Genomic DNA, 19,656 nt, shown 5'->3' on the forward strand with positions numbered 1-19,656 from the left:
GTCCTGCGGCCTGGCGGCGTGCCCGCGCCGCTGCCCGCCGGGTTCCTTGCCGATGGCGCTTCCACCGGAGGCGTCGGGGACTGCGGTCCGCCCGCGCGGTCCAGGCCGCACCGGCGCGACTCACCCGCGGCGCCGGCCGACGGCCGCCCCGGTCAGCGCCGACGGCCCGCCCCGGTCAGCGCCGAGCCGTCGCGCCCTCGACCGCGAAGAGCTGCTCCTCCACATGGTCGAGGGCCAGCCGCAGCGCCCCCGTCGCCACGGCGGCCTCGCCGAGCAGGGACAGGGCCACCCGCGGCGGGCGCAGGCAGTAACGGGCCAGCTCGCGGCGCAGCGGCTCCAGTACGCCGTCCAGCCCGGCCGCCCAGCCGCCGACGACGACCAGTTCGGGATCGAGCGCCAGCACCAGTGCCGCCACGTCGTGCACCAGCCGCTGGATGAAACGCTCGACGGCCGCGCGGGCCCGCTCGTCGCCCTCCCGGGCCTCGGCGAAGACCTTGGCGACCGCCTGCTCGTCCAGCGGGTGCAGCGGCTGGTCCGTGGTCGACAGCAGTGTCTCCGGCGTCACGTCCCGGCCCAGCAGGTGCAGCGCGCCGATCTCTCCGGCCGCCCCGCCGTACCCCCGGTGCAGCCGCCCGCCGATCAGGGCCCCGGCCCCGGGACTCAGCCCGGCCAGCACGAACACGATGTCGTCGGACTCGGTGGCGGCGCCCTTCCAGTGCTCGGCGACCGCCGCCGCGTTCGCGTCGTTCTCGACCAGCACCGGGCACTTGAAGGAACGGCTCAGCCGCTCGCCGAGGCCGAGCCCCGTCCACCCGGGCAGCGCCGTGCCCAGGCGGACCGTGCCGTCCGCCTCGACGATCCCGGGCGTGGCCGCACCGACGGCCCGCAACGAGCCGCGCGCCACACCGGCCCGGCGCAGCAGCTCGGCGACGGCCGTGCGCAGCCGCTCCAGCCGCTCGTCGGCCGGCGCGTTCTCGTCCACATCCTTGGCCTGGGCGCCGATCACCCTGCCGTCCAGGTCGGACAGGAGCGCGGCCACGCGGTGCGGGCCGATCTCCAGCCCCAGCAGATGCCCGGCCTCCGCCCGGAACCGGAACCGCCGCGCGGGCCGCCCCTGCCGCCGGGCCGTACTCTCGTCGGCGGCCGCCTCGACGACCAGACCGGCCTCGATCAGCCCCTCGACGACGCCCTCGACCGTCGGCCGGGACAGTCCCGTCACCCGGGTGATCTCGGTCAGCGTCGCGCAGTCCGCCGTACGCAACGCGTGCAGCACCACAGCGGAGTTGATCCTCCGCAACAGCGACGGATCCCCGCCGGTCAGGCCTGCCAAGGTCCGTCCTCCCAGCTCGTGCGCGTGTGGGCCGGATGGTACTCGGCCCGCTCCACCCCGGCGAGTCCCGGTCCGCCCCTCCCGGCCCCGCGACGGTCGCTCACCCGGGCGCCACGAACCCCGATTCGTACGCCGTGATGACCGCCTGTGTGCGGTCCCGGGCCCCCAGCTTCGCCAGTACGGCGCTCACATGCGACGTCACAACGCAAACTCGCCCTCGGCGATCAGCCGTACCGCGTGCACGATCTCGGCCGGGCGGGCGCGCTTGAGCTGGGACCCACGGCCGTGTCGTCCGAGTACCACGCGGGCGGAATCCGGCTCACGCTGGCCGCCGTTCCCCGGCGCGGCCGCCGTCCTCGCGGGAGCGTGGCGGCTGCACCGCCGGGACGCCTGAGCCGAGGGCCGGCCGACGGGGAGGGCCGACCGACGCCGGAGGCCGGCTGACGCCCCGCCAATTGTCAGTGGAGGCCGGTTTACTGGAGACATGGACATCGTGCGGCACCTCGCCCTCATCGACGAGCTGTGCTTCCGCCCGTTCCCGGCGGAGCACGGCACGTCGCGCCCCGGTCACCTCACGGCCGTACTGGAGAGCAGCCACGGCCTGCGCACCGGCGACCGGGCGGAGCGGGCGGTGACGGTGGACCAGTACGAGAAGGAGCGGGACGCCGTCTCCGAGCGCCTCGCCCCGCGCTGGGGCGAGCCGGCCCCCTGGAGCCTCCAGACGGTCCTGCTGCGGACCGAGCGGGAGGAGATACCCGAGCCGTGGGCCGAGCTGAGCGCCCGCGCGCGGGTGGCGTACCTGTGGGAGGCGGAGAGCACCGGCCGCTGGCTCGCGGTGGCCGTCGCCGACCGGGACGAGACGGACGAGGTGCAGCTGCTGGCCGTGGTCACGGAAGCGGCGCCACCGTGACCGACACCCATGGCTACGCCTCCGCGTCTCCGTCCGCCTCCGGGTCTCCGTCCGCCTCCGCGGCGACCCGCAGCCGGGCGAACTCCTCCGCCATCGTCTGCGCCGTCCAGTGCGCGTTGAGCCCGCTCGGGTTGGGCAGCACCCACACCCGCGTGTCCCCGATCGTCCGCGCCTGCGGCCCCACCTGGGCCTTGCGGTCGTCGAAGGCCGCGCGGTACGCGGTGACACCGACCACGGCCAGCCAACGGGGCCGCAGCCGCGCCACCTTCAGCGCCAGCAGCCGCCCGCCCTCCCGGTACTCCTCGGCGCTCAGCTCGTCCGCACGCGCGCTGGCCCGCGCCACGACGTTCGTGATCCCGAGCCCGTACGACGGCAGTTCGTCCTGCTCCGAAGGCCTCAGCAGCCGCGGTGTGAAGCCGGACAGATGCAGCACCGGCCAGAAGCGGTTGCCGGGGCGGGCGAAATGGTGGCCCGTCACCGCGGTCATCAGACCGGGGTTGATGCCGCAGAACAGCACATGGAGACCGTCCGCGACGACGTCCGGTACGAGACGGTGGCGGGCGGCCTCCAGTTCGGCGCGGGTGAAGCGGGTCAGAGGATCGCCCCGGGGGTGTAGCCCGCGGCGGCGGGGTGCTGCTTGACGATCTCCTCGATCCGGCCGACGACGACGCCGGCCTGGTCGGCCGCGGCGCCGGTGAAGGACAGCTTGTCGGCCATCAGCGCGTCCAGCCCCGCCCGGTCCAGCGGGATGCGGTCGTCGGCGGCCAGCTTGTCGAGGAGCTCGTTGCGCTCGGCGCCCTGCTCGCGCATGGCCAGCGCGGAGGCGACGGCGTTCTCCTTGATCGCCTCGTGGGCGGCCTCGCGGCCGACACCGGCCCGCACGGCGCCCATCAGCACCTTGGTGGTGGCGAGGAACGGCAGGTAGCGGTCCAGCTCCCGGGCGACGACGGCCGGGAAGGCGCCGAACTCGTCGAGCACGGTCAGGAATGTCTCCAGCAGCCCGTCGAGCGCGAAGAACGCGTCGGGCAGGGCTACGCGGCGCACCACCGAGCAGGACACGTCGCCCTCGTTCCACTGGTCGCCCGCCAGCTCGCCGGTCATCGAGGCGTAACCGCGCAGGATCACCATCAGGCCGTTGACGCGCTCGCAGGAGCGGGTGTTCATCTTGTGCGGCATCGCGGACGAGCCGACCTGGCCGGGCTTGAAACCCTCGGTGACCAGCTCGTGCCCGGCCATCAGCCGGATCGTCCTGGCCAGCGACGACGGCGCCGCCGCCAGCTGCACCAGCGCGGTGACGACCTCGTAGTCCAGGGAACGCGGGTAGACCTGGCCGACCGAGGTGAGGGCCTGCGAGAAGCCCAGGTGCCCGGCGATCCGCCGCTCCAGCTCGGCGAGCTTGCCGGCGTCGCCGCCGAGCAGGTCCAGCATGTCCTGGGCGGTGCCGACCGGGCCTTTGATGCCGCGCAGCGGATAGCGGCCGAGCAGCTCCTCCACCCGGCCGTAGGCGACGAGCAGCTCGTCGGCGGCGGTGGCGAACCGCTTGCCCAGCGTGGTCGCCTGCGCGGCCACGTTGTGGGAGCGGCCGGCCATGACCAGCTCGCCGTACTCGCCGGCCAGCCTGCCGAGGCGGGCCAGGACCGCCACCGAGCGGTCGCGGACCAGCTCCAGCGAGAGCCGGACCTGCAGCTGTTCGACGTTCTCCGTGAGGTCGCGGGAGGTCATGCCCTTGTGCACGTGCTCGTGCCCGGCGAGGTCGTTGAACTCCTCGATCCGCGCCTTCACGTCGTGCCGCGTGACCTTCTCGCGCTCGGCGATCGAGGCCAGGTCGACCTGGTCGAGGACGCGCTCGTAGTCGGCGATCGCGGCGTCGGGCACCTCGATGCCCAGGTCCTTCTGGGCCCGCAGCACGGCGAGCCAGAGCTGCCGCTCCAGCTTCACCTTCTGCTCGGGCGACCAGAGCGTGGCGAGTTCGGCGGAGGCGTAGCGTCCGGCGAGGACGTTCGGGATGCGGGGCTTGGCGGGAGCGGAAGTCACGTGGACGGAGTGTACTGGCGATTCGTGCAGGTCGGCTCCGCGGGGATGCTCGTCGGAACCTACGAAGGCCGCGGGGTGGCGCCGGTCACTGCGCGAGGTCCCCGAACGGCAGCAGCTCCGGGCGCTTGGGCGGCATGCCGTCGCCGGACGAGCGGCCCGTCAGCCTGCGTCCTATCCACGGCAGCAGGTGCTGCCGGGCGAACCGGACGTCCGCGGTCCTGCGCATCATCCAGCCCGGCGGCGGCACCGCCGGGACCGGCGCGTGCCACTCGGGGTCCTCGGGTTCGTAGCCGAGCCCCTGCCATACGGCCTCCGCGACCCTGCGATGGCCCTCGGCGGTCAGGTGCAGCCGGTCCACGTCCCACATCCGCGGGTCGGCCAGCGACCGAGCCCCGTACAGGTCGACGACCACGGCGCCGTGCTGCTGGGCCAGGTCGTCGATGACGGCGAACAGCGCCTCCATACGGGGCCGGAACCGCTCCAGCACCGGACCCTGCCGGCCCGGGCTGCGCATCAGCACCAGCTGCTTGCAGTGGGGGGCGAGCCGTTCCACCGCCTGCGTCAGCAGATCCCGTACCCGGGCCATGTCGCACTTGGGCCGCAGCGTGTCGTTGAGCCCCCCGACCAGTGTGATCACGTCGGCTCCCATCGCCGCCGCCACGTCCACCTGCTCGTCGACGATCTGCCCGATCAGCTTCCCGCGAACCGCGAGGTTGGCGTACCGGAAGCCGGACGAGCGGGCCGCCATCCGCGTGGCCAGGAGGTCGGCCCAGCCCCGGTAGGAGCCGTCGGGCAGCAGGTCCGACATGCCCTCGGTGAAGGAGTCGCCGACGGCGACGAGGCTGGTGTGGGTGGGATTCGTCTGCATGGCGACAGAGATGGTAGCCCCCCGCGCATACCCTCCGGTCGGTCACCCTCCGGTCGGTCACCCTCCGGTCGGTCACCCTCCGGGCCCCGCCTACGCGCGTTGTCCGAACAGCTCCCGCAGTACGTCCTCCATGGTCACCAGTCCCGCCAGCCGTCCGTCGGAGCCGAGGACGGCCGCCAGGTGCGTGCGGCTGCGCCGCATGGCGGTGAGCACGTCGTCCAGCGGGGTGCGCTCGCGCACCCGGGCGATGGGCCGCATGTCCCGCTGACGGAACGGCACGTCCCGCGGCGACGCGTCCAGGGCGTCCTTCACGTGCAGGTAGCCGACGATCCGCCGCCCGTCGTCCACGACCGGGAAGCGGGAGAACCCCGACTGGGCCGACAGCCGCTCCAACTGCGCCGGGGTGATGCCCACGCGCGCGTGGACGACGCGCTCCAGCGGCAGCACCACGTCCCGCACCGGCCGACGGCCCAGCTCCAGGGCGTCGTGCAGCCGCTCCTGGGCGCGGTCGTCGATCAGCCCGGCCTCGCCGGCGTCCTTGACGATCTCCGCCAGCTCCGTGTCCGTGAAGGTCGCCGCCACCTCGTTCTTGGCCTCGACCCTGAGCAGCTTGAGCAGCGCGTTCGCGAGGGCGTTGACCGTGAAGATCACCGGACGCAGCGCCCGGGACAGCGCCACCAGCGGCGGCCCGAGGACCAGCGCGCTGCGCACCGGCTCGGCCAGCGCGATGTTCTTCGGAACCATCTCGCCGAGCAGCATGTGCAGATACGTCGCCAGCGCCAGGGCGATCACGAAGGACACCGCGTGCCCGGCGCCGGCCGGCACGCCCACCGCGTGGAACACCGGCTCCAGCAGACGCGCGATCGCCGGTTCCGCGACCACACCGAGGACCAGCGTGCACAGCGTGATGCCGAGCTGCGCCGCAGCCAGCAGCACCGACACGTGCTCCAGCCCCCACAGCACGCGCTTGGCACGGGCGTCGCCCTCTTCGGCGTACGGCTCCACCTGACTGCGGCGCACGGAGATCAGCGCGAACTCGGCGCCCACGAAGAACGCGTTGACGACCAGCGTCGCCAGGCCGATGAGCAGCTGAACGGCGGTCACCGGCCCGCCTCCCCTTCGTCACCCTCGCCGACGGCGCGCACGTCGGCCGTACGGTCGTCGGGTGCGTGCAGCAGCACCCGGGCCGCTCTGTGCCCGGTGGCGTCCACGACGTCCAGCCGCCAGCCGTCGACATCGAGACCGTCCCCGACGGCGGGGATGCGTCCCAGTCCGGCCGCGACCAGCCCCGCGACCGTCTCGTACGGCCCCTCGGGCACCCGCAGCCCCAGGCGCGCCAGCCGGTCCACGCGCGCCGAGCCGTCGGCCCAGTACAGCGCGTGCCCCTGATCGTCCGTGCCGGCCGGGTCGAGGTCGGGCGTCTCGTGCGGATCGTGCTCGTCCCGCACCTGGCCGACGACCTCCTCGACGATGTCCTCCAGTGTCGCCACCCCCGCCGTCCCGCCGTACTCGTCGATCACCACGGCCATCGTCCGCCGCCCGGAGAGCCGGTCCAGGAGCCGGTCCACGGTCAGTGACTCCGGGACCAGCAGCGGCTCGCGCATCAGCTCGGCGACCGGCATCCCGGGCCGCCGCTCGGCGGGCACCGCCAGGACGTCCTTGACGTGTGCGGTCCCGACCACGGCGTCGAGGGTGTCCTGGTAGACCGGGAACCGGGACAGTCCCGTCGCCCGCGTCGCGTTCGCCACGTCCTCGCACGTCGCCCGGGTCTCCAGGGCCACGACCTGGACGCGCGGGGTCATCACCTGCTGTGCCGTCAGGTCGGCCAGGTTCAGGGTCCGCACGAACAACTCGGCGGTGTCGGGCTCCAGCGCGCCCTCCTTGGCCGAGTGCCGGGCGAGCGCCGCCAGCTCCTGCGGCCCGCGCGCGGACGCCAGCTCCTCGGCGGGCTCCACGCCGAAGCGGCGCACGACGCGGTTGGCGGTGTTGTTCAGGTGGCTGATGAAGGGCCGGAAGGCCGCGCTGAACCAGCGCTGCGGGCCACCCACCCGCTTGGCCACGGCCAGCGGCGAGGAGATCGCCCAGTTCTTCGGTACCAGTTCGCCGACGATCATCAGGAAGACCGTCGACAGGGCTGTGCCCAGCACCAGCGCCAGCGAGGACGCCGCCGAACGGGGCACTCCCAGGTCTTCGAGGGGCCCCGCGATCAGTGCCGCGACCGACGGCTCGGCGAGCATGCCGACCACCAGGTTGGTGACCGTGATGCCGAGCTGCGCCCCGGACAGCTGGAAGGTCAGGTTCCGTACGCCCTTGAGGGCGCTCGCGGCACCCCGCTCGCCGCGCGCGGCGGCCCGCTCCAGTTCTCCTCGCTCGACGGTGGTCAGCGAGAACTCGGCCGCGACGAAGGCGCCGCACAAGAGCGCGAGCAGGATCGCCACCAGCAGCAGGAGCACTTCGGTCATCGGGTCACCTCGGATCCATGATCGGCCAGGACCCGGAGGTCCGCCCGATGTCGTGCGCCGGGGGAGGCACCGTGAGGTACGCGGTGAAAAGCGCGGGAACGTGCGCCGGGGGAGGCACCGCGACGTACGCGGCGGAAAGCGCGGGAACGTGCGCCGGAGGGAGGCACCGCGACGTACGCGGCGGAAAGCGTGGAGGCGTGCGCCGGGAGAGTCGCCGTTGCGGATTCGCTCATGCGCCGGTGCTCAACCTTTCAGCCGCTCGGTCCTTCAGCCGGTGAGGGGCTTCACCCAGCGTCGCCACTGCTCCTCGGGCGCGTACCCGGCCGCCCGCCAGGCATGCTGTGCCCGCTCGTTGCGCCCCAGCACCATCGCGTCACCGCGACGCCCCCCGAGCCGCACGAACCGCTCCTCGGCGGCCTCGAGCAGGGCCGAGCCGATCCCCCGGCGCCGGTGGTCCTGGTGTACCGCGAGCCGGTACAGATGGCAGCGCCAGCCGTCGAAGCCCGCGATCACCGTGCCCACCAGGTCCCCGCCGCGCTCGGCCAGGAGCAGCGCCTCGGGGTCCCGCGCGACCAGGCGTTCCACGCCGTCCCGGTCGTCGCTGATGCTCGTTCCCTCGGCGGCCGTCCTCCAGAAGGCGAGCACGGTGTCCAGGTCGTCGGGCCCGGCGGGCCGCACGCGCAGATCATCCATGTCGTTCATGCGGCGATCCCACCACGCGTGGCGGACGGGTCCGGGGGAATTCCGGTATGCGGACCGTCCGTCGCCGCACAGCGCCCGCATCCCCGGCGCGAAGGCCTCCAAGTACGGCTCCAGCACGGTCAGCTCCGTGAAGCCGTACCGTCCGCGCTGCTCCCGCCCCCGCGCCGTGAGCTGCTCCGGGGCCCCGGTCAGGAAGACGGGCGGCTCCGGCAGCTGTCCCGCGGTCGGCTGCGGCAGCTGTCCCGCGGTCGGCTGCGGCACGTGCTCCGGGCGGGGGCGGACCGCCGCCTCGCGGTCCTCGGCGAGGAGGACGGTCCGGATGAGCAGGTTCAGCTCGGCCTGTTCCCTGCGGCCCGCCGCCCCCCGGAACCGCGCGACGCGCTCGTCGGGCTCCTCGGCGGTGACGGGCGCCGGCCGCCCGGTCTCGCCGCTCCGGCCGCCGATCCACGTCCCGGCGCGGGAGCACCGCAACGCCCTGCCCGCCTCCGCGGTCGACTACGCCTGCCCGCCGACGCGGACCGGGCGTCGGTCGAGAGGACCGCGGGCGAACCGCGCCGGTGGAGCGGGTGAGCGCGCCGCGGATCAGGACCGCCGCCAGGCCGTGCCCAGTACGCAGTACGAACTCGGCAGCGCCGGCCCCTTCTCCGGCATCATCACCTGCCGGTAGGGCCCGAGGACGAAGCCCGCGTCCCGCAGTGCGGCGACCGGTTCGCGGGACAGGTGGCAGCCGCCGGACAGCGGAGGCCACAGCGTCCGGTCCAGTGCCCGCTGGGTGAAGGTCATCACCCGTCCACCGCCCCGGCCGTGCTCGAAGAACCGCACCTGTCCGCCGGGCCGCAGCACCCGCCGCAGCTCCCCGAGCGCCCGCGGCACGTCGCGGACGCTGCACAGCACCAGCGAGACCACGGCCGCGTCGAAGGCGTCGCTCTTGACCGGCAGGGCCTCCGCCGCGCCCGGCGCCACATCCACGGGCACCCGGGCGCGCAGCGCCGCCTCCACCGCCGACTTCCGCAGCACGCGCTCCGGTTCGATGGCGACGACCTCCGAAACGGTGCCCGGGTAGTGCGAGAAGTTCAGCCCGTTGCCCGCGCCGACCTCGATCACCCGCCCGGACAGTCCGGTGAGCAGCCGCTCGCGCACGTGCGCCATGCCCATCCGGGTCTCGGCGCCCACACTGATCCGGGCGTAGTAGCGGGCGAACAGCGGATGGTGCACGGCGTCCCGCGGCAGCCCGCGGGCCCAGGCGGATCGCAGCGGCATGGGACCTCCCTCACGAGGTGGTGCCTACGGTGATTGTCCCCCGTTCCGCCGCCGCGCACCCGCCGCGCGGGGACCACTCGCCGGCCGGACCGCCCTCATGGCGCGTGGCGGGCCCCGAACGCCTCCGCGTCCCACGTGCCGTCGAGGCGGGGCGCCAGCCAGCGCGGCGCCGACGAACGGAACGCGGCCGGAGCGAGGGTGCCGGCACCGGCCGGCACGGCGCCGAGCAGCGGGGCAGCGGCCACGTCGGGGAGGTCCTCGAGGTTGCAGCGCGACGCGAGATCCGGGGCTTCGGGCCAGCTGCCGATCACCACTCCCGGCAGCTCCAGCCCCCGGGAAGCCAGCTCACGCGCCGTCAGCTCCGTGGTGTTCAGCGTGCCCAGTCCCGCCGATGCCACCAGCAGCACCGGAGCTTCCAGGAGTGCGGCCACCTCCGCCAGCGTCCCGCCGAACGCGTCGAAGCGTACGAGCAGCCCGCCCGCACCCTCGACCAGCACCAGGTCGTGCTCGGTGGCCAGCTTGGCCGCCGCCTCGGCGACCTCGGCCGGGCGCACCGGCGCCCGCCCGGCCCGGCGCGCGGCCGTGCCGGGCGCCAGCGGCTCGGGGAACCTCGCCACTTCGGCGACCGTCACGCCACCCGCGAGCCGCGCCACCTCCCGGGCGTCCCCGGCCTCGTCCGGCCCCACGCCCGTCTGCGCGGCCTTCAGCACCGCCACCGACCGGCCGCCCGCCAGGGCCGTCGCCGCGACGGCGGCGGTCACGACCGTCTTGCCGACCTCCGTGCCCGTGCCCGTGATCACCAGTACCGGCATGTCATCCCTCCTGGGCCGCCGCGCACACCGCGCGGGCGATGCGTGCCACGTCCGCGTCGCCCGTGACGTACGGCGGCATGGTGTAGATCAGATCGCGGAACGGCCGCAGCCACACGCCCTCGCGCACGGCCGCCCGCGTCGCCGCCCGCATGTCGACCGCGTGGTCGAGCTGGACCACCCCGATCGCGCCGAGCACCCGCACGTCACGGACGCCCGGCAGTCCGGCGGCGGGCGCGAGCCCCTCGCGCAGGCCCGCCTCGATCCTCCTGACCTCCGCCGGCCAGTCCTGGCCGAGCAGCAGCCCGATCGACGCGCACGCCACGGCCGCCGCCAGCGGATTGCCCATGAACGTCGGCCCGTGGGCCAGCACCGGCACCTCGCCCCGCGAGATCCCGTCGGCCACCCGCGCGGTGCACAAGGTGGCCGCCATCGTCAGATAACCGCCGGTCAGTGCCTTGCCCACGCACATCACGTCCGGCGTCACCCCCGCATGCTCCGCCGCGAACAACGCGCCCGTGCGCCCGAACCCGGTGGCGATCTCGTCGAACACCAGCAGCACCCCGTGCGCGTCGCACGCCTCGCGCAGCACCCGCAGATACGCGGGGGAGTGGAACCGCATCCCGCCCGCGCCCTGCACCACCGGCTCGACGATCACCGCGGCCAGTTCGTCGGCGTGCCGCTCGACCAGCGACCGCAGATGTTCCGCGTACGTCTCCTCGTACTCCGTCGGCGGCGCGTCCGCGAAGACCTGGCGCGGCAGGACGCCGGACCACAGCTCGTGCATCCCGCCCTCCGGGTCGCACACCGACATGGGCTGCCAGGTGTCGCCGTGATAGCCGCCGCGCCAGGTCAGCAGGCGGCGCTTGCCGGGCCGGCCGAGCGAACGCCAGTACTGCAGACACATCTTGACGGCCACCTCGACCGACACCGACCCGGAGTCGGCCAGGAACACGTGTTCCAGACCCGCGGGCGAGATGTCGACGAGGAGCTTCACCAGCCGCACGGCGGGCTCGTGGGTGAGCCCGCCGAACATCACATGGCTCATCCGCTCCAGCTGCTCACGCGCGGCCTCGTTCAGCACCGGGTGGTTGTAGCCGTGGATCGCCGACCACCAGGACGACATGCCGTCGACCAGTTCCCCGGAACCGTCGGCGGGTCGCAGCCGCACCCCGCTCGCCGACTCCACGACGAGCGGGTCCTGCCGGCCGGGCATGGGCCCGTACGGGTGCCAGACGTGCCGCCGGTCGAGCGCCAGCAGCTCGGCGACGTTCAGTGCGGGCTCAGGCATTGGGCGCGAGGTCCGTTCCCGCGCCGCGGCGGCGTACCGCCACCAGGTCCGTGCGGGGCTCCTCGGTGCGAGCCGCGGGTGCGGACGCGGGGGCGCACACTCCGCCGCCGGCGTGTGATCCGCAGCCCCCGTCGCCGGCGGCGTCCGCGGGGGAGCCGCACGTGCCGCCCTCCGCGTGGGAGCCGCAGCCACCGCCCCGTACCGAGGCGCGGTGCTCCGGCAGGGTGACCTCGCCCGCGCCCTCCACCTCGAAGCCGGCGTCCGCGATCATCTCCAGGTCCGCGTGGCCCGCCTGGCCCTCGCTGGTGAGGTAGTCGCCGAGGAAGACCGAGTTGGCCAGGTGCAGGGCGAGCGGCTGCATGGTGCGCAGATGGACCTCGCGCCCGCCGGCGATGCGTACCTCGACGTCCGGGCAGACGAACCGCGTCATCGCCAGGATGCGCAGGCACCGCTGAGGGGTGAGGTGCCACTCCTTGGCCAGCGGTGTGCCCTCCATCGGGATCAGGAAGTTGACCGGCACCGAGTCCGGGTCCAGCTCGCGCAGCGAGAAGACCACGTCGACCAGGTCCTCGTCGCTCTCGCCCATGCCCGCGATGAGACCCGAGCAGGCGGACAGACCGGCGGCGTGCGCCTTGTTCACCGTGTCCACCCGGTCGGCGTACGTGTGGGTGGTCGTGATGTCGCCGTACGTCGACTCGGAGGTGTTGAGGTTGTGGTTGTAGGCGTCGGCACCCGCCTCGCGCAGCCGCTCCGCCTGGCCGTCGGAGAGCAGCCCCAGGCAGGCGCACACCTCGACGGACTCGTTCTGCTCCTTGATGGCCTTGATGGTGTCCGAGACCCGGTCCACGTCCCGGTCGGTCGGACCGCGTCCGCTGGCCACCAGGCACACCCGCTTGGCGCCCCCGGACACTCCCGCCGCGGCGGCCGCGGAGGCCTGGTCGGGCTTGAGCCAGGTGTACTTGAGGATCTCCGCCTGCGAGCCCAGCCGCTGCGAGCAGTAGGAGCAGTCCTCGGGGCACAGGCCCGACTTCAGGTTGACGAGATAGTTGAGTTTCACCCGTCGGCCGAACCAGTGGCGGCGCACCTTGCCGGCCGCGGCCACCACGTCGAGCAGGTCGTCGTCGGAAGTGGCGAGGACGGCAAGAGCCTCCTCGCGGGTCGGCGACTCGCGCCGAAGCCCCTTGTCCACCAGCGTGTTCAGCAGGTCCATGAGAGCCGATCCTGTCCTACGTGGCCGCCCGCGGCCAAGGAGACTTTGCACAACACTGACAGATCGACGTGTGGGTATTGCCACACCTCGCGGGGGTGGCCGTGCCGCTAATGTCTGTCCACTGCCTACAAATTCCCGGAGGACCGTCCCATGGCGTTCGGCTGGATCGACGAGCAGGCCCGGGCGCGCCGCCGGGCCGGACTCGTACGGGTTCTGCGCCCCCGTCCGGCGGCGTCGCCGCTGCTGGACCTGGCGAGCAACGACTACCTGGGACTGGCCCGGCACCCGGAGGTCGTCGAGGGGGCGGTACGGGCCGCGCGGACCTGGGGCGGCGGCGCGACCGGCTCACGGCTCGTGACCGGCACGACCGCCCTGCACGCCGAACTCGAGCACGAACTGGCCGATTTCTGCGGGTTCGAGGCCGCGCTCGTCTTCTCCTCCGGCTACGCGGCCAACCTCGCCGCGGTCACCGCGCTGGCACCGCACGGCAGCCTCGTCGTCTCCGACGCGGGCAACCACGCCTCACTGATCGACGGCTGCCGGCTCGCCCGCGGCACCACCCAGGTCGTCGGGCACGCCGCCCCGGACGCCGTACGCAAGGCGCTGGCGACGCACGACGGGCCCGCCGTGGCCGTCTCCGACACGGTCTTCTCGGTCGACGGCGACGCCGCGCCCCTGGCCGAACTCGCGGAGGCGTGCCGGGAGCACGGCGCCGGACTGGTCGTCGACGACGCCCACGGTCTCGGTGTCCTCGGGGACGGCGGCCGGGGTGCCCCGCAGGCGGCCGGACTCGCGGGCCGCGACGACGTCGTCGTGACCGTCACCCTGTCCAAGTCGCTCGGTGCCCAGGGCGGCGCCGTGCTCGGCCCCGCCCGGGTGATCGACCACCTGGTCAACGCGGCCCGCACGTTCATCTTCGACACCGGGCTCGCTCCCGCCGCGGCGGGAGCGGCGCTGGCGGCGCTCACCCTGCTGCGCCGCGAGCCGGAGCGCGCGGCTCGGGCCCGCGCCGTCGCCGCCGGACTGCACGCTCGGCTGACCGCCACGGGTCTGGACGCCGTACGTCCGGACGCCGCGGTCGTCTCGGTGCGCGCCCCCTCCCCGGAGGGCGCCGTGCGGTGGGCGGCCGACTGCCGTGCGGCCGGCCTGTCCGTGGGCTGCTTCCGCCCTCCTTCCGTGCCCGACGGCGTCTCCCGGCTCAGGCTGACCGCTCGCGGGGACCTCTGCGGGGAACAGATCGAGCGCGCTGTGCGGGTGATCGGCGAAACGCGGCCATGAGTCGGCGTGACACGGCCGTGCGTCGTCCGGTGCCCGGCGGAGTCAGCCGCGGTGGACGCCTGCGGTGAACGTCGTCCAGCTACCGGGGGAGAAGATCAGGGCGGGTCCGGCCGGGTTCTTGGAGTCGCGCACCGCGAGCAGTCCGGCCCAGGGGCCGGCCGACGGACGGGCCGTCTCCACGCAGTTGTTCGCTCCGGTGCTGTAGCTGCTGCGCAGCCACCGTACGCCGGGCAGATCGGTGCTGACAGGGATGTTCCTGGAGAGTCCGGGCGTGAAGCCTGACATGGTGCCTCCTTACGCGCCTGCCGCGGTGGCGGCGATGAAGTCCAACGAGTCCTCGGGCGAAAGGGCATGGATCAGAAGGGCGTTGAAGGCCTCGGTATAGGCCTCTAGGTCTTCTTTCCGTTCGAGGTGCAAGCTACTCGTCAAGTGGTCGAGAACAACTACGTCCAGATCAGAAGTGCTCGAAAATGAGAAGATTACGAAAGGGCCGGTGACACCGATGTGCGCCCCGGCGGCAAACGGCAGGACCTGGAGCCGGACATGGGGCAGCCGCGCGGCCGCGATCAGCCGTGCCAGTTGACGCGCCATCACCCCGGGGCCGCCCACCTTCCGGCGCAGCACCGCCTCGTCCAGGACCGCGCTCAGCTCAAGCGGCGGCTCCGCCCGCAGCACGTCCTGGCGGGCCAGCCGCACCTCCACCAGCGTGTCAAGCCGTTCCTCCGGCATTCCGTCCACCGCGGCCCGCGTCACCGCGCGGGCGTATTCCGGGGTCTGGAGCAGGCCCGGGACCACGGTGGTCTCCAGCGTGCGCATCGCGCTCGCCTGCGACTCCAGGCTGATGAAGTCGCGGTAGGTCGGTGGCAGCACCCCCCGGTAGGCGTGCCACCAGTGGTTGCGGCCCCCGGCGTCGTCGGAGCCGGCCAGCATCACCAGCAGCCCCCGCAGCTGTTCGTCGTCCACGCCGTAGACGTCCAGCAGTAACCGCACGTCGGCCGGTTTCGCCCCGCTCGTCCCGGTCTCGATCCGGCTGACCTTCGACTGGTGCCAGCCCACGAGCCTGGCCGCCTCCCCGCTGGTGATGCCCGCCGATGTGCGCAGGGCGCGCAGTTCCGCGCCCAGCTTCCGGCGCCGCACCACGGGACCGTGCTGCATGGGACAACTCCCTTACTCCTTATGCGCCGCCCAAATACGCTCTGCCGTCGCAGAGTTCACCGCTTCGAGCGACAGATATATGCATATCTTGGTGGATCGCCGTCCTTCACGGGCCTGGTGATGGCAGTCTGGCGGCGAAGCACCAGTCCGGGACCGTACTCGAACCATCCGCCCCGTGTCGGGCCGCGGTCCGTGAGAAAGGGACGGCATCGCCATGGCAGACCATCTGGAAGCATCCGTCACTCTGTCGAGCGATCCCGCTTCGGTGGCCGCCGCGCGGACCTATGTGGTCGGCACCTTGGCGGAATGGGGCCTGCCGGCCGACGCCGACCTGGCCGAGACCGTCCGGCTCATCGTCTCCGAACTGGCGACCAACGCGGTCCAGCACACGTTCGGACAGTCGCCCACCTTCACGGTGGACCTCGTTCTCCACCGCGACGAGCGGCTGCGCGTCGGCGTCACCGACAGCCATCCGCGCTTCCCCAAGCGCCTGCCCGCCGCCGTCCAGCAGGACAACGGACGGGGCATGGTGATCATCCGCTGGCTGACCGCCGAGTGCGGCGGCAAGCTGAGGGTCCGGCCCACGCGCGAGGGCGGCAAGACCGTCTCCATCGAACTGCCCTGGGCGCCCCCGGGCCGGGCGGCCGCTCCCGAGCCGGCCGCGGCCGTGGTGCAGGGCGTGGGAGGCCGGAAGCCGGGGCGGTGAGCGCGGACGCACTCGAGGGGGTGACGGCGGGGCAGAACGCCGTCACCCCCTCGGGCGGGTTACTTGACCCGGCCGTACCAGACGCTGCCGGTCCAGATCTTCTGCAGCCGGACCACGTCCCCGGTCTTCGGTGCGTGCCAGAGTTTGCCCTTCCCGGCGTAGATGCCGACGTGGTAGACGCTGCGGCCGGAGTGGAAGAAGACGAGGTCTCCCACCTTGCGGTTCCTGGCCGGGATGTGGCGGGTCTTGTTGTACTGCTGCGCCGCGGTGCGTGGCAGCTTCTTGCCGGCCTTCTTGAACGAGTACAGCGTCAGGCCGGAACAGTCGAACCTGCGGGGGCCGATGGCACCCCATCGGTACGGAGCGCCTTTCTTGGAGGCCGCGATCTTGAGGGCTTTCGTCGCATGGCTCGCCGCGGCCGCCTCGGAGGCGGCACCGGGGACCACGACGGAGCCGCCCACGGCGGCGAGGGTGAGGGCCGAGGCCGTACCGGCACGAGCCATCAGCGACGGGACACGATTGAGCGCGGACATGCGCAACCCTTCGTCAGCCGCCTGTGAAGGATGACCTGTCGGATTCGGGCTGGCGAAGTTGCCCGGCCGCACGAGTGCGGCTTCACCCCAAGGACCGCTCGGCCCGGCGCCTCTCGCGGAGGCGGCCGTTCCGGCGACCCGTCGTGCTCGGGTCCTCCACTCCTGCCGATCCACTTCCTGTCGACCGGTCGTCCGGGCGGCGGCAGGACTCGGCGTCCGCCCGGACCGCCCCGCCGCTGCGGCGGGGGCTTGTCGTCAGTCACGGATCCTGTCCCGTCTCCAGGGCGATTCCCAACGGGGCGTGGCTTTTGTGTTGTTACGTGCCGCTCGGCCGTTCGGGTGGGCACCCCTGTGCCGGAGTCGCCGCCGGGCGCGGTGTCGCCCCCCGGGACCAGCGGCGGAGCGGTGCATGCCGCCGCCCGGACGCACGGGCCCCGCAACCCCGGCCGGTCACGAATCGGAGGTGTTCCTACGCCGAAAGGGGGTACGCCGTTCGGTCCGTTCGGCCGGGCGCGGGCGGTCGCGGTGCGCGGGCGCGGGGCCCCACCGACGGCATCGGTAATCAGTCCGTCAAAACCGGGTGACGCGGCCGTAATGCCCTGGTCCTACTCTGCACGCTGTGCACCTCGATCCACCTGCGGTTTTCCCGCCATGAGCGGGTGCGTTCCCGCTGCGTCGACGTGTGTTACACCTTGAGCCGTCGCGGTGGCCGCGACAGCCGGACCGTCCGGTTCCGGCGAGATGTCCTGTGAGGTGGTAAGTGCAACTGACCCCGCACGAGCAGGAGAGACTGCTCATCCATGTGGCGGCGGACGTGGCGGAGAAGCGCCGCGCACGTGGTGTGAAGCTCAATCATCCCGAGGTCGTCGCACTGATCACCGCGCACATCCTCGAAGGGGCCCGGGACGGGCGGACCGTCGGTGAGCTGATGACCTCCGGACGCAAGCTGCTCCAGCGCCACGAGGTCATGGAGGGCGTCCCCGAGATGATCCACGACGTGCAGGTCGAGGCCACCTTCCCCGACGGCACCAAGCTGGTCACCGTCCACGAACCGATCGTCTGACGGGGGCGGCAGCCGTGATTCCCGGAGAGATCCTGTTCGCCGACGAGCCGGTCGCCTTCAACGAAGGACGCGAGGTCACCCGCCTGACCGTGCTCAACACCGCCGACCGGCCCGTCCAGGTCGGTTCCCACTATCACTTCGCCGAGGCCAACCCCGGTCTCGAGTTCGACCGCGTCGCGGCGCACGGCAGGCGGCTGGACATCGCCGCCGGCACCGCCGTCCGCTTCGAGCCCGGCATCCCCGTCGACGTGCGGCTGGTCCCCCTCGCGGGCGCCCGCGTCGTCGTCGGGCTGCGCGGCGCGACCGGAGGTGCCCTCGATGCCTGAACTGTCCCGCCCCGCCTACGCCGACCTGTTCGGCCCGACCACCGGGGACCGGGTCCGGCTCGCCGACACCGACCTCTTCGTCGAGATCGAGGAGGACCGGTCGGGCGGCCCCGGCCGTTCCGGCGACGAGGCCGTCTTCGGCGGCGGCAAGGTGCTGCGCGAGTCCATGGGCCAGGCGCGCACCAGCAGGGCCGAGGGCGCCCCCGACACCGTGATCACCGGAGCCCTCGTCATCGACCACTGGGGCATCGTCAAGGCGGACATCGGCATCCGCGACGGACGGATCACCGGCATCGGCAAGTCCGGCAACCCGGACACCATGGACGGCGTCCACCCCGACCTGGTCATCGGCCCCGAGACCGAGGTCATCGCGGGCAACGGCAAGATCGTCACCGCGGGCGGCATCGACACCCACGTCCACTTCATCGCGCCGAAGGCCGTCGACGAGGCCCTGGCGTCCGGCATCACCACCCTCATCGGCGGCGGCACCGGCCCGGCCGAGGGCAGCAAGGCGACCACCGTCACGCCCGGCGCCTGGCACCTCGCCCGGATGTTCGCCGCCCTGGAGTCGAGCCCCGTCAACATCGGCTTCCTCGGCAAGGGCAGCACCATGTCCAAGGAGTCCATGCGCGACCAACTGCGCGCCGGCATCCTCGGCTTCAAGATCCACGAGGACTGGGGTGCGACGCCCGCGGTGATCTCCGCCTGTCTGGACGTGTGCGAGGAGTCCGGCGTCCAGCTCGCCGTCCACACCGACACCCTGAACGAGGCGGGTTTCGTCGGCGACACCTTCGACGCCGTCGCCGGCCGCACCCTGCACGCCTTCCACGTCGAGGGCGCCGGCGGCGGTCACGCCCCCGACCTGATCACGGCGGTGTCGCTGCCCAACATGCTGCCGGCGTCCACCAACCCGACCCGGCCGCACACCGTCAACACCGTCGGCGAGCACCTCGACATGCTGATGGTCTGCCACCACCTGAACCCCGCCGTCCCCGAGGACCTGGCCTTCGCCGAGTCCCGGATCCGGCCCAGCACCATCGCGGCCGAGGACATCCTGCACGACATGGGGGCGATCTCCATCATGGGATCGGACGCCCAGGCCATGGGCCGCATCGGCGAGGTGATCCTGCGGACCTGGCAGACCGCGCACGTGATGAAGCGGCGGCGCGGCCTCCTGCCCGGCGACATCCGCGCCGACAACCTGCGCGCCCGCCGCTATGTCGCCAAGTACACCATCAACCCCGCCGTCGCCCAGGGCATCGAGCACGAGGTCGGCTCCGTCGAGACCGGCAAGCTCGCCGACCTGGTGCTCTGGGATCCCCGCTTCTTCGGCGTGAAGCCGCAGCTCGTCGTCAAGGGGGGCCAGATCGCCTACGCGCAGATGGGCGACGCCGCCGCCTCCATCCCCACCCCGCAGCCGGTCCTGCCGCGCCCGATGTTCGGGGCGTACGGGACGGCGCCGGCCCACAACTCGGTCAACTTCGTCGCCGAACAGGCTCTTGAGGACGGGTTGCCGGAACGGCTGGGACTCGGAAGGCAGTTCGTGCCCATCCGGTCGACGCGCGGCCGTACCAAGGCCGACATGCGGCAGAACGACGCGCTGCCCCGTGTGGGGGTCGCCGCGGACTCCTTCGCCGTGACCATCGACGGCGAACTCGTCGAACCCGATCCCGTCGCCGAACTGCCGCTGGCCCAGCGGTACTTTCTGTTCTGAGCGCC

20 protein-coding genes, 1 pseudogene and 1 riboswitch are annotated in these 19,656 nt (G+C 73.0%); of the genes and pseudogenes, 6 read left to right on the forward strand and 15 right to left on the reverse strand.

What is annotated here, in order from left to right; all coding sequences use genetic code 11:
- Window positions 1-175: 175 nt before the first annotated feature.
- Together ACGFYH_RS19385 and ACGFYH_RS19390 are read right to left on the reverse strand one after the other, a co-directional pair.
- Window positions 176-1,330 (reverse strand): ROK family transcriptional regulator, encoded by a 1,155-nt coding sequence (locus ACGFYH_RS19385; protein ID WP_393804349.1) that lies wholly within the window; start codon window positions 1,328-1,330, stop codon window positions 176-178.
- A gap of 100 nt (window positions 1,331-1,430) precedes the next feature.
- A pseudogene (locus tag ACGFYH_RS19390) lies at window positions 1,431-1,609 on the reverse strand (DNA-binding response regulator); the annotation flags it as partial.
- A gap of 205 nt (window positions 1,610-1,814) precedes the next feature.
- On the opposite strand from ACGFYH_RS19390, the gene ACGFYH_RS19395 reads away from it, so the two are divergent.
- Window positions 1,815-2,240, forward strand: a complete 426-nt coding sequence (locus ACGFYH_RS19395) for a hypothetical protein (protein ID WP_393804350.1) — start codon at window positions 1,815-1,817, stop codon at window positions 2,238-2,240.
- Between the two features lie 13 nt (window positions 2,241-2,253).
- Here the strand turns inward: ACGFYH_RS19395 and mug are convergent, their stop codons facing one another.
- The 10 genes from mug to bioB all read right to left on the reverse strand — a co-directional run bounded on the left by mug (window position 2,254) and on the right by bioB (window position 12,876).
- Window positions 2,254-2,835, reverse strand: a complete 582-nt coding sequence (mug, locus tag ACGFYH_RS19400; protein ID WP_393804427.1) for a G/U mismatch-specific DNA glycosylase — start codon at window positions 2,833-2,835, stop codon at window positions 2,254-2,256.
- Entirely contained in the window at window positions 2,832-4,274 is a 1,443-nt protein-coding gene (gene purB, locus ACGFYH_RS19405) for an adenylosuccinate lyase (protein WP_393804351.1), read from the reverse strand. Before purB ends, mug begins: the two co-directional genes overlap by 4 nt.
- 85 nt (window positions 4,275-4,359) lie before the next feature.
- A complete protein-coding gene (locus ACGFYH_RS19410; protein WP_393804352.1) occupies window positions 4,360-5,142 on the reverse strand; it encodes an SGNH/GDSL hydrolase family protein in 783 nt (260 codons plus the stop codon).
- 90 nt (window positions 5,143-5,232) lie between these two features.
- Window positions 5,233-6,246: a hemolysin family protein gene (locus ACGFYH_RS19415; protein ID WP_393804353.1), complete on the reverse strand. Its 1,014-nt coding sequence runs from the start codon at window positions 6,244-6,246 to the stop codon at window positions 5,233-5,235.
- On the reverse strand, window positions 6,243-7,604 hold the full coding sequence (locus ACGFYH_RS19420) for a hemolysin family protein (protein ID WP_393804354.1): 1,362 nt from the start codon (window positions 7,602-7,604) through the stop codon (window positions 6,243-6,245). The genes ACGFYH_RS19415 and ACGFYH_RS19420 overlap by 4 nt, the downstream gene beginning before the upstream one ends.
- Window positions 7,605-7,871: 267 nt before the next feature.
- Window positions 7,872-8,306, reverse strand: a complete 435-nt coding sequence (locus ACGFYH_RS19425) for a GNAT family N-acetyltransferase (RefSeq protein WP_393804428.1) — start codon at window positions 8,304-8,306, stop codon at window positions 7,872-7,874.
- Window positions 8,307-8,888: 582 nt separating this feature from the next.
- Window positions 8,889-9,566, reverse strand: coding sequence for a class I SAM-dependent methyltransferase (locus tag ACGFYH_RS19430; RefSeq protein ID WP_393804355.1), 678 nt, complete (start codon window positions 9,564-9,566; stop codon window positions 8,889-8,891).
- A gap of 95 nt (window positions 9,567-9,661) precedes the next feature.
- A complete protein-coding gene (gene bioD, locus ACGFYH_RS19435; RefSeq protein ID WP_393804356.1) occupies window positions 9,662-10,378 on the reverse strand; it encodes a dethiobiotin synthase in 717 nt (238 codons plus the stop codon).
- A 1-nt stretch (window position 10,379) separates the two neighbouring features.
- A complete protein-coding gene (locus ACGFYH_RS19440; protein WP_393804357.1) occupies window positions 10,380-11,666 on the reverse strand; it encodes an adenosylmethionine--8-amino-7-oxononanoate transaminase in 1,287 nt (428 codons plus the stop codon).
- Window positions 11,659-12,876, reverse strand: a complete 1,218-nt coding sequence (gene bioB, locus ACGFYH_RS19445; RefSeq protein ID WP_393804358.1) for a biotin synthase BioB — start codon at window positions 12,874-12,876, stop codon at window positions 11,659-11,661. Before bioB ends, ACGFYH_RS19440 begins: the two co-directional genes overlap by 8 nt.
- Window positions 12,877-13,026: 150 nt before the next feature.
- On the opposite strand from bioB, the gene ACGFYH_RS19450 reads away from it, so the two are divergent.
- Window positions 13,027-14,154 (forward strand): 8-amino-7-oxononanoate synthase, encoded by a 1,128-nt coding sequence (locus ACGFYH_RS19450; RefSeq protein WP_393804359.1) that lies wholly within the window; start codon window positions 13,027-13,029, stop codon window positions 14,152-14,154.
- Window positions 14,155-14,196: 42 nt separating this feature from the next.
- On the opposite strand, the gene ACGFYH_RS19455 is transcribed toward ACGFYH_RS19450, so the two are convergent.
- Together ACGFYH_RS19455 and ACGFYH_RS19460 are read right to left on the reverse strand one after the other, a co-directional pair.
- Complete coding sequence (locus ACGFYH_RS19455) at window positions 14,197-14,439, reverse strand: DUF397 domain-containing protein (protein WP_393804360.1); 243 nt, start codon at window positions 14,437-14,439, stop codon at window positions 14,197-14,199.
- Window positions 14,440-14,448: 9 nt separating this feature from the next.
- Complete coding sequence (locus ACGFYH_RS19460) at window positions 14,449-15,309, reverse strand: helix-turn-helix domain-containing protein (RefSeq protein WP_393804361.1); 861 nt, start codon at window positions 15,307-15,309, stop codon at window positions 14,449-14,451.
- A 214-nt stretch (window positions 15,310-15,523) separates the two neighbouring features.
- Between ACGFYH_RS19460 and ACGFYH_RS19465 the strand changes: the two genes are divergently transcribed.
- Window positions 15,524-16,015: an ATP-binding protein gene (locus ACGFYH_RS19465; protein ID WP_393804362.1), complete on the forward strand. Its 492-nt coding sequence runs from the start codon at window positions 15,524-15,526 to the stop codon at window positions 16,013-16,015.
- Window positions 16,016-16,074: 59 nt separating this feature from the next.
- Here the strand turns inward: ACGFYH_RS19465 and ACGFYH_RS19470 are convergent, their stop codons facing one another.
- Entirely contained in the window at window positions 16,075-16,548 is a 474-nt protein-coding gene (locus tag ACGFYH_RS19470; RefSeq protein ID WP_393804363.1) for a C40 family peptidase, read from the reverse strand.
- 3 nt (window positions 16,549-16,551) lie between these two features.
- Window positions 16,552-16,685: riboswitch (cyclic di-AMP (ydaO/yuaA leader) on the reverse strand.
- 623 nt (window positions 16,686-17,308) lie between these two features.
- On the opposite strand from ACGFYH_RS19470, the gene ACGFYH_RS19475 reads away from it, so the two are divergent.
- From ACGFYH_RS19475 to ACGFYH_RS19485, 3 genes are read left to right on the forward strand one after another with little or no spacing between them, the layout of a single operon-like run.
- Window positions 17,309-17,611 carry an urease subunit gamma gene (locus ACGFYH_RS19475; protein WP_393804364.1) on the forward strand — a complete coding sequence of 101 codons (303 nt, stop codon included), beginning with the start codon at window positions 17,309-17,311 and terminating at the stop codon, window positions 17,609-17,611.
- 14 nt (window positions 17,612-17,625) lie between these two features.
- Window positions 17,626-17,937 carry an urease subunit beta gene (locus ACGFYH_RS19480; protein ID WP_393804365.1) on the forward strand — a complete coding sequence of 104 codons (312 nt, stop codon included), beginning with the start codon at window positions 17,626-17,628 and terminating at the stop codon, window positions 17,935-17,937.
- Window positions 17,930-19,651: an urease subunit alpha gene (locus ACGFYH_RS19485; protein WP_393804366.1), complete on the forward strand. Its 1,722-nt coding sequence runs from the start codon at window positions 17,930-17,932 to the stop codon at window positions 19,649-19,651. The genes ACGFYH_RS19480 and ACGFYH_RS19485 overlap by 8 nt, the downstream gene beginning before the upstream one ends.
- Window positions 19,652-19,656 lie beyond the last annotated feature (5 nt).

This window comes from Streptomyces sp. NPDC048392 (assembly GCF_043200575.1).
Classification (GTDB): Bacteria; Actinomycetota; Actinomycetes; order Streptomycetales; family Streptomycetaceae; genus Streptomyces.

What these genes read in the sequence shown, in the direction of transcription:
- ACGFYH_RS19395 (WP_393804350.1), top strand. Translation starts at nt 1,815, where the DNA reads ATGGACATCGTGCGGCACCTCGCCCTCATCGACGAGCTGTGCTTCCGC.
- ACGFYH_RS19410 (WP_393804352.1), bottom strand. Translation starts at nt 5,142, where the DNA reads ATGCAGACGAATCCCACCCACACCAGCCTCGTCGCCGTCGGCGACTCC.
- ACGFYH_RS19420 (WP_393804354.1), bottom strand. Translation starts at nt 7,604, where the DNA reads ATGACCGAAGTGCTCCTGCTGCTGGTGGCGATCCTGCTCGCGCTCTTG.
- ACGFYH_RS19425 (WP_393804428.1), bottom strand. Translation starts at nt 8,306, where the DNA reads ATGAACGACATGGATGATCTGCGCGTGCGGCCCGCCGGGCCCGACGAC.
- ACGFYH_RS19430 (WP_393804355.1), bottom strand. Translation starts at nt 9,566, where the DNA reads ATGCCGCTGCGATCCGCCTGGGCCCGCGGGCTGCCGCGGGACGCCGTG.
- bioD (WP_393804356.1), bottom strand. Translation starts at nt 10,378, where the DNA reads ATGCCGGTACTGGTGATCACGGGCACGGGCACGGAGGTCGGCAAGACG.
- ACGFYH_RS19440 (WP_393804357.1), bottom strand. Translation starts at nt 11,666, where the DNA reads ATGCCTGAGCCCGCACTGAACGTCGCCGAGCTGCTGGCGCTCGACCGG.
- bioB (WP_393804358.1), bottom strand. Translation starts at nt 12,876, where the DNA reads ATGGACCTGCTGAACACGCTGGTGGACAAGGGGCTTCGGCGCGAGTCG.
- ACGFYH_RS19450 (WP_393804359.1), top strand. Translation starts at nt 13,027, where the DNA reads ATGGCGTTCGGCTGGATCGACGAGCAGGCCCGGGCGCGCCGCCGGGCC.
- ACGFYH_RS19455 (WP_393804360.1), bottom strand. Translation starts at nt 14,439, where the DNA reads ATGTCAGGCTTCACGCCCGGACTCTCCAGGAACATCCCTGTCAGCACC.
- ACGFYH_RS19460 (WP_393804361.1), bottom strand. Translation starts at nt 15,309, where the DNA reads ATGCAGCACGGTCCCGTGGTGCGGCGCCGGAAGCTGGGCGCGGAACTG.
- ACGFYH_RS19465 (WP_393804362.1), top strand. Translation starts at nt 15,524, where the DNA reads ATGGCAGACCATCTGGAAGCATCCGTCACTCTGTCGAGCGATCCCGCT.
- ACGFYH_RS19470 (WP_393804363.1), bottom strand. Translation starts at nt 16,548, where the DNA reads ATGTCCGCGCTCAATCGTGTCCCGTCGCTGATGGCTCGTGCCGGTACG.
- ACGFYH_RS19485 (WP_393804366.1), top strand. Translation starts at nt 17,930, where the DNA reads ATGCCTGAACTGTCCCGCCCCGCCTACGCCGACCTGTTCGGCCCGACC.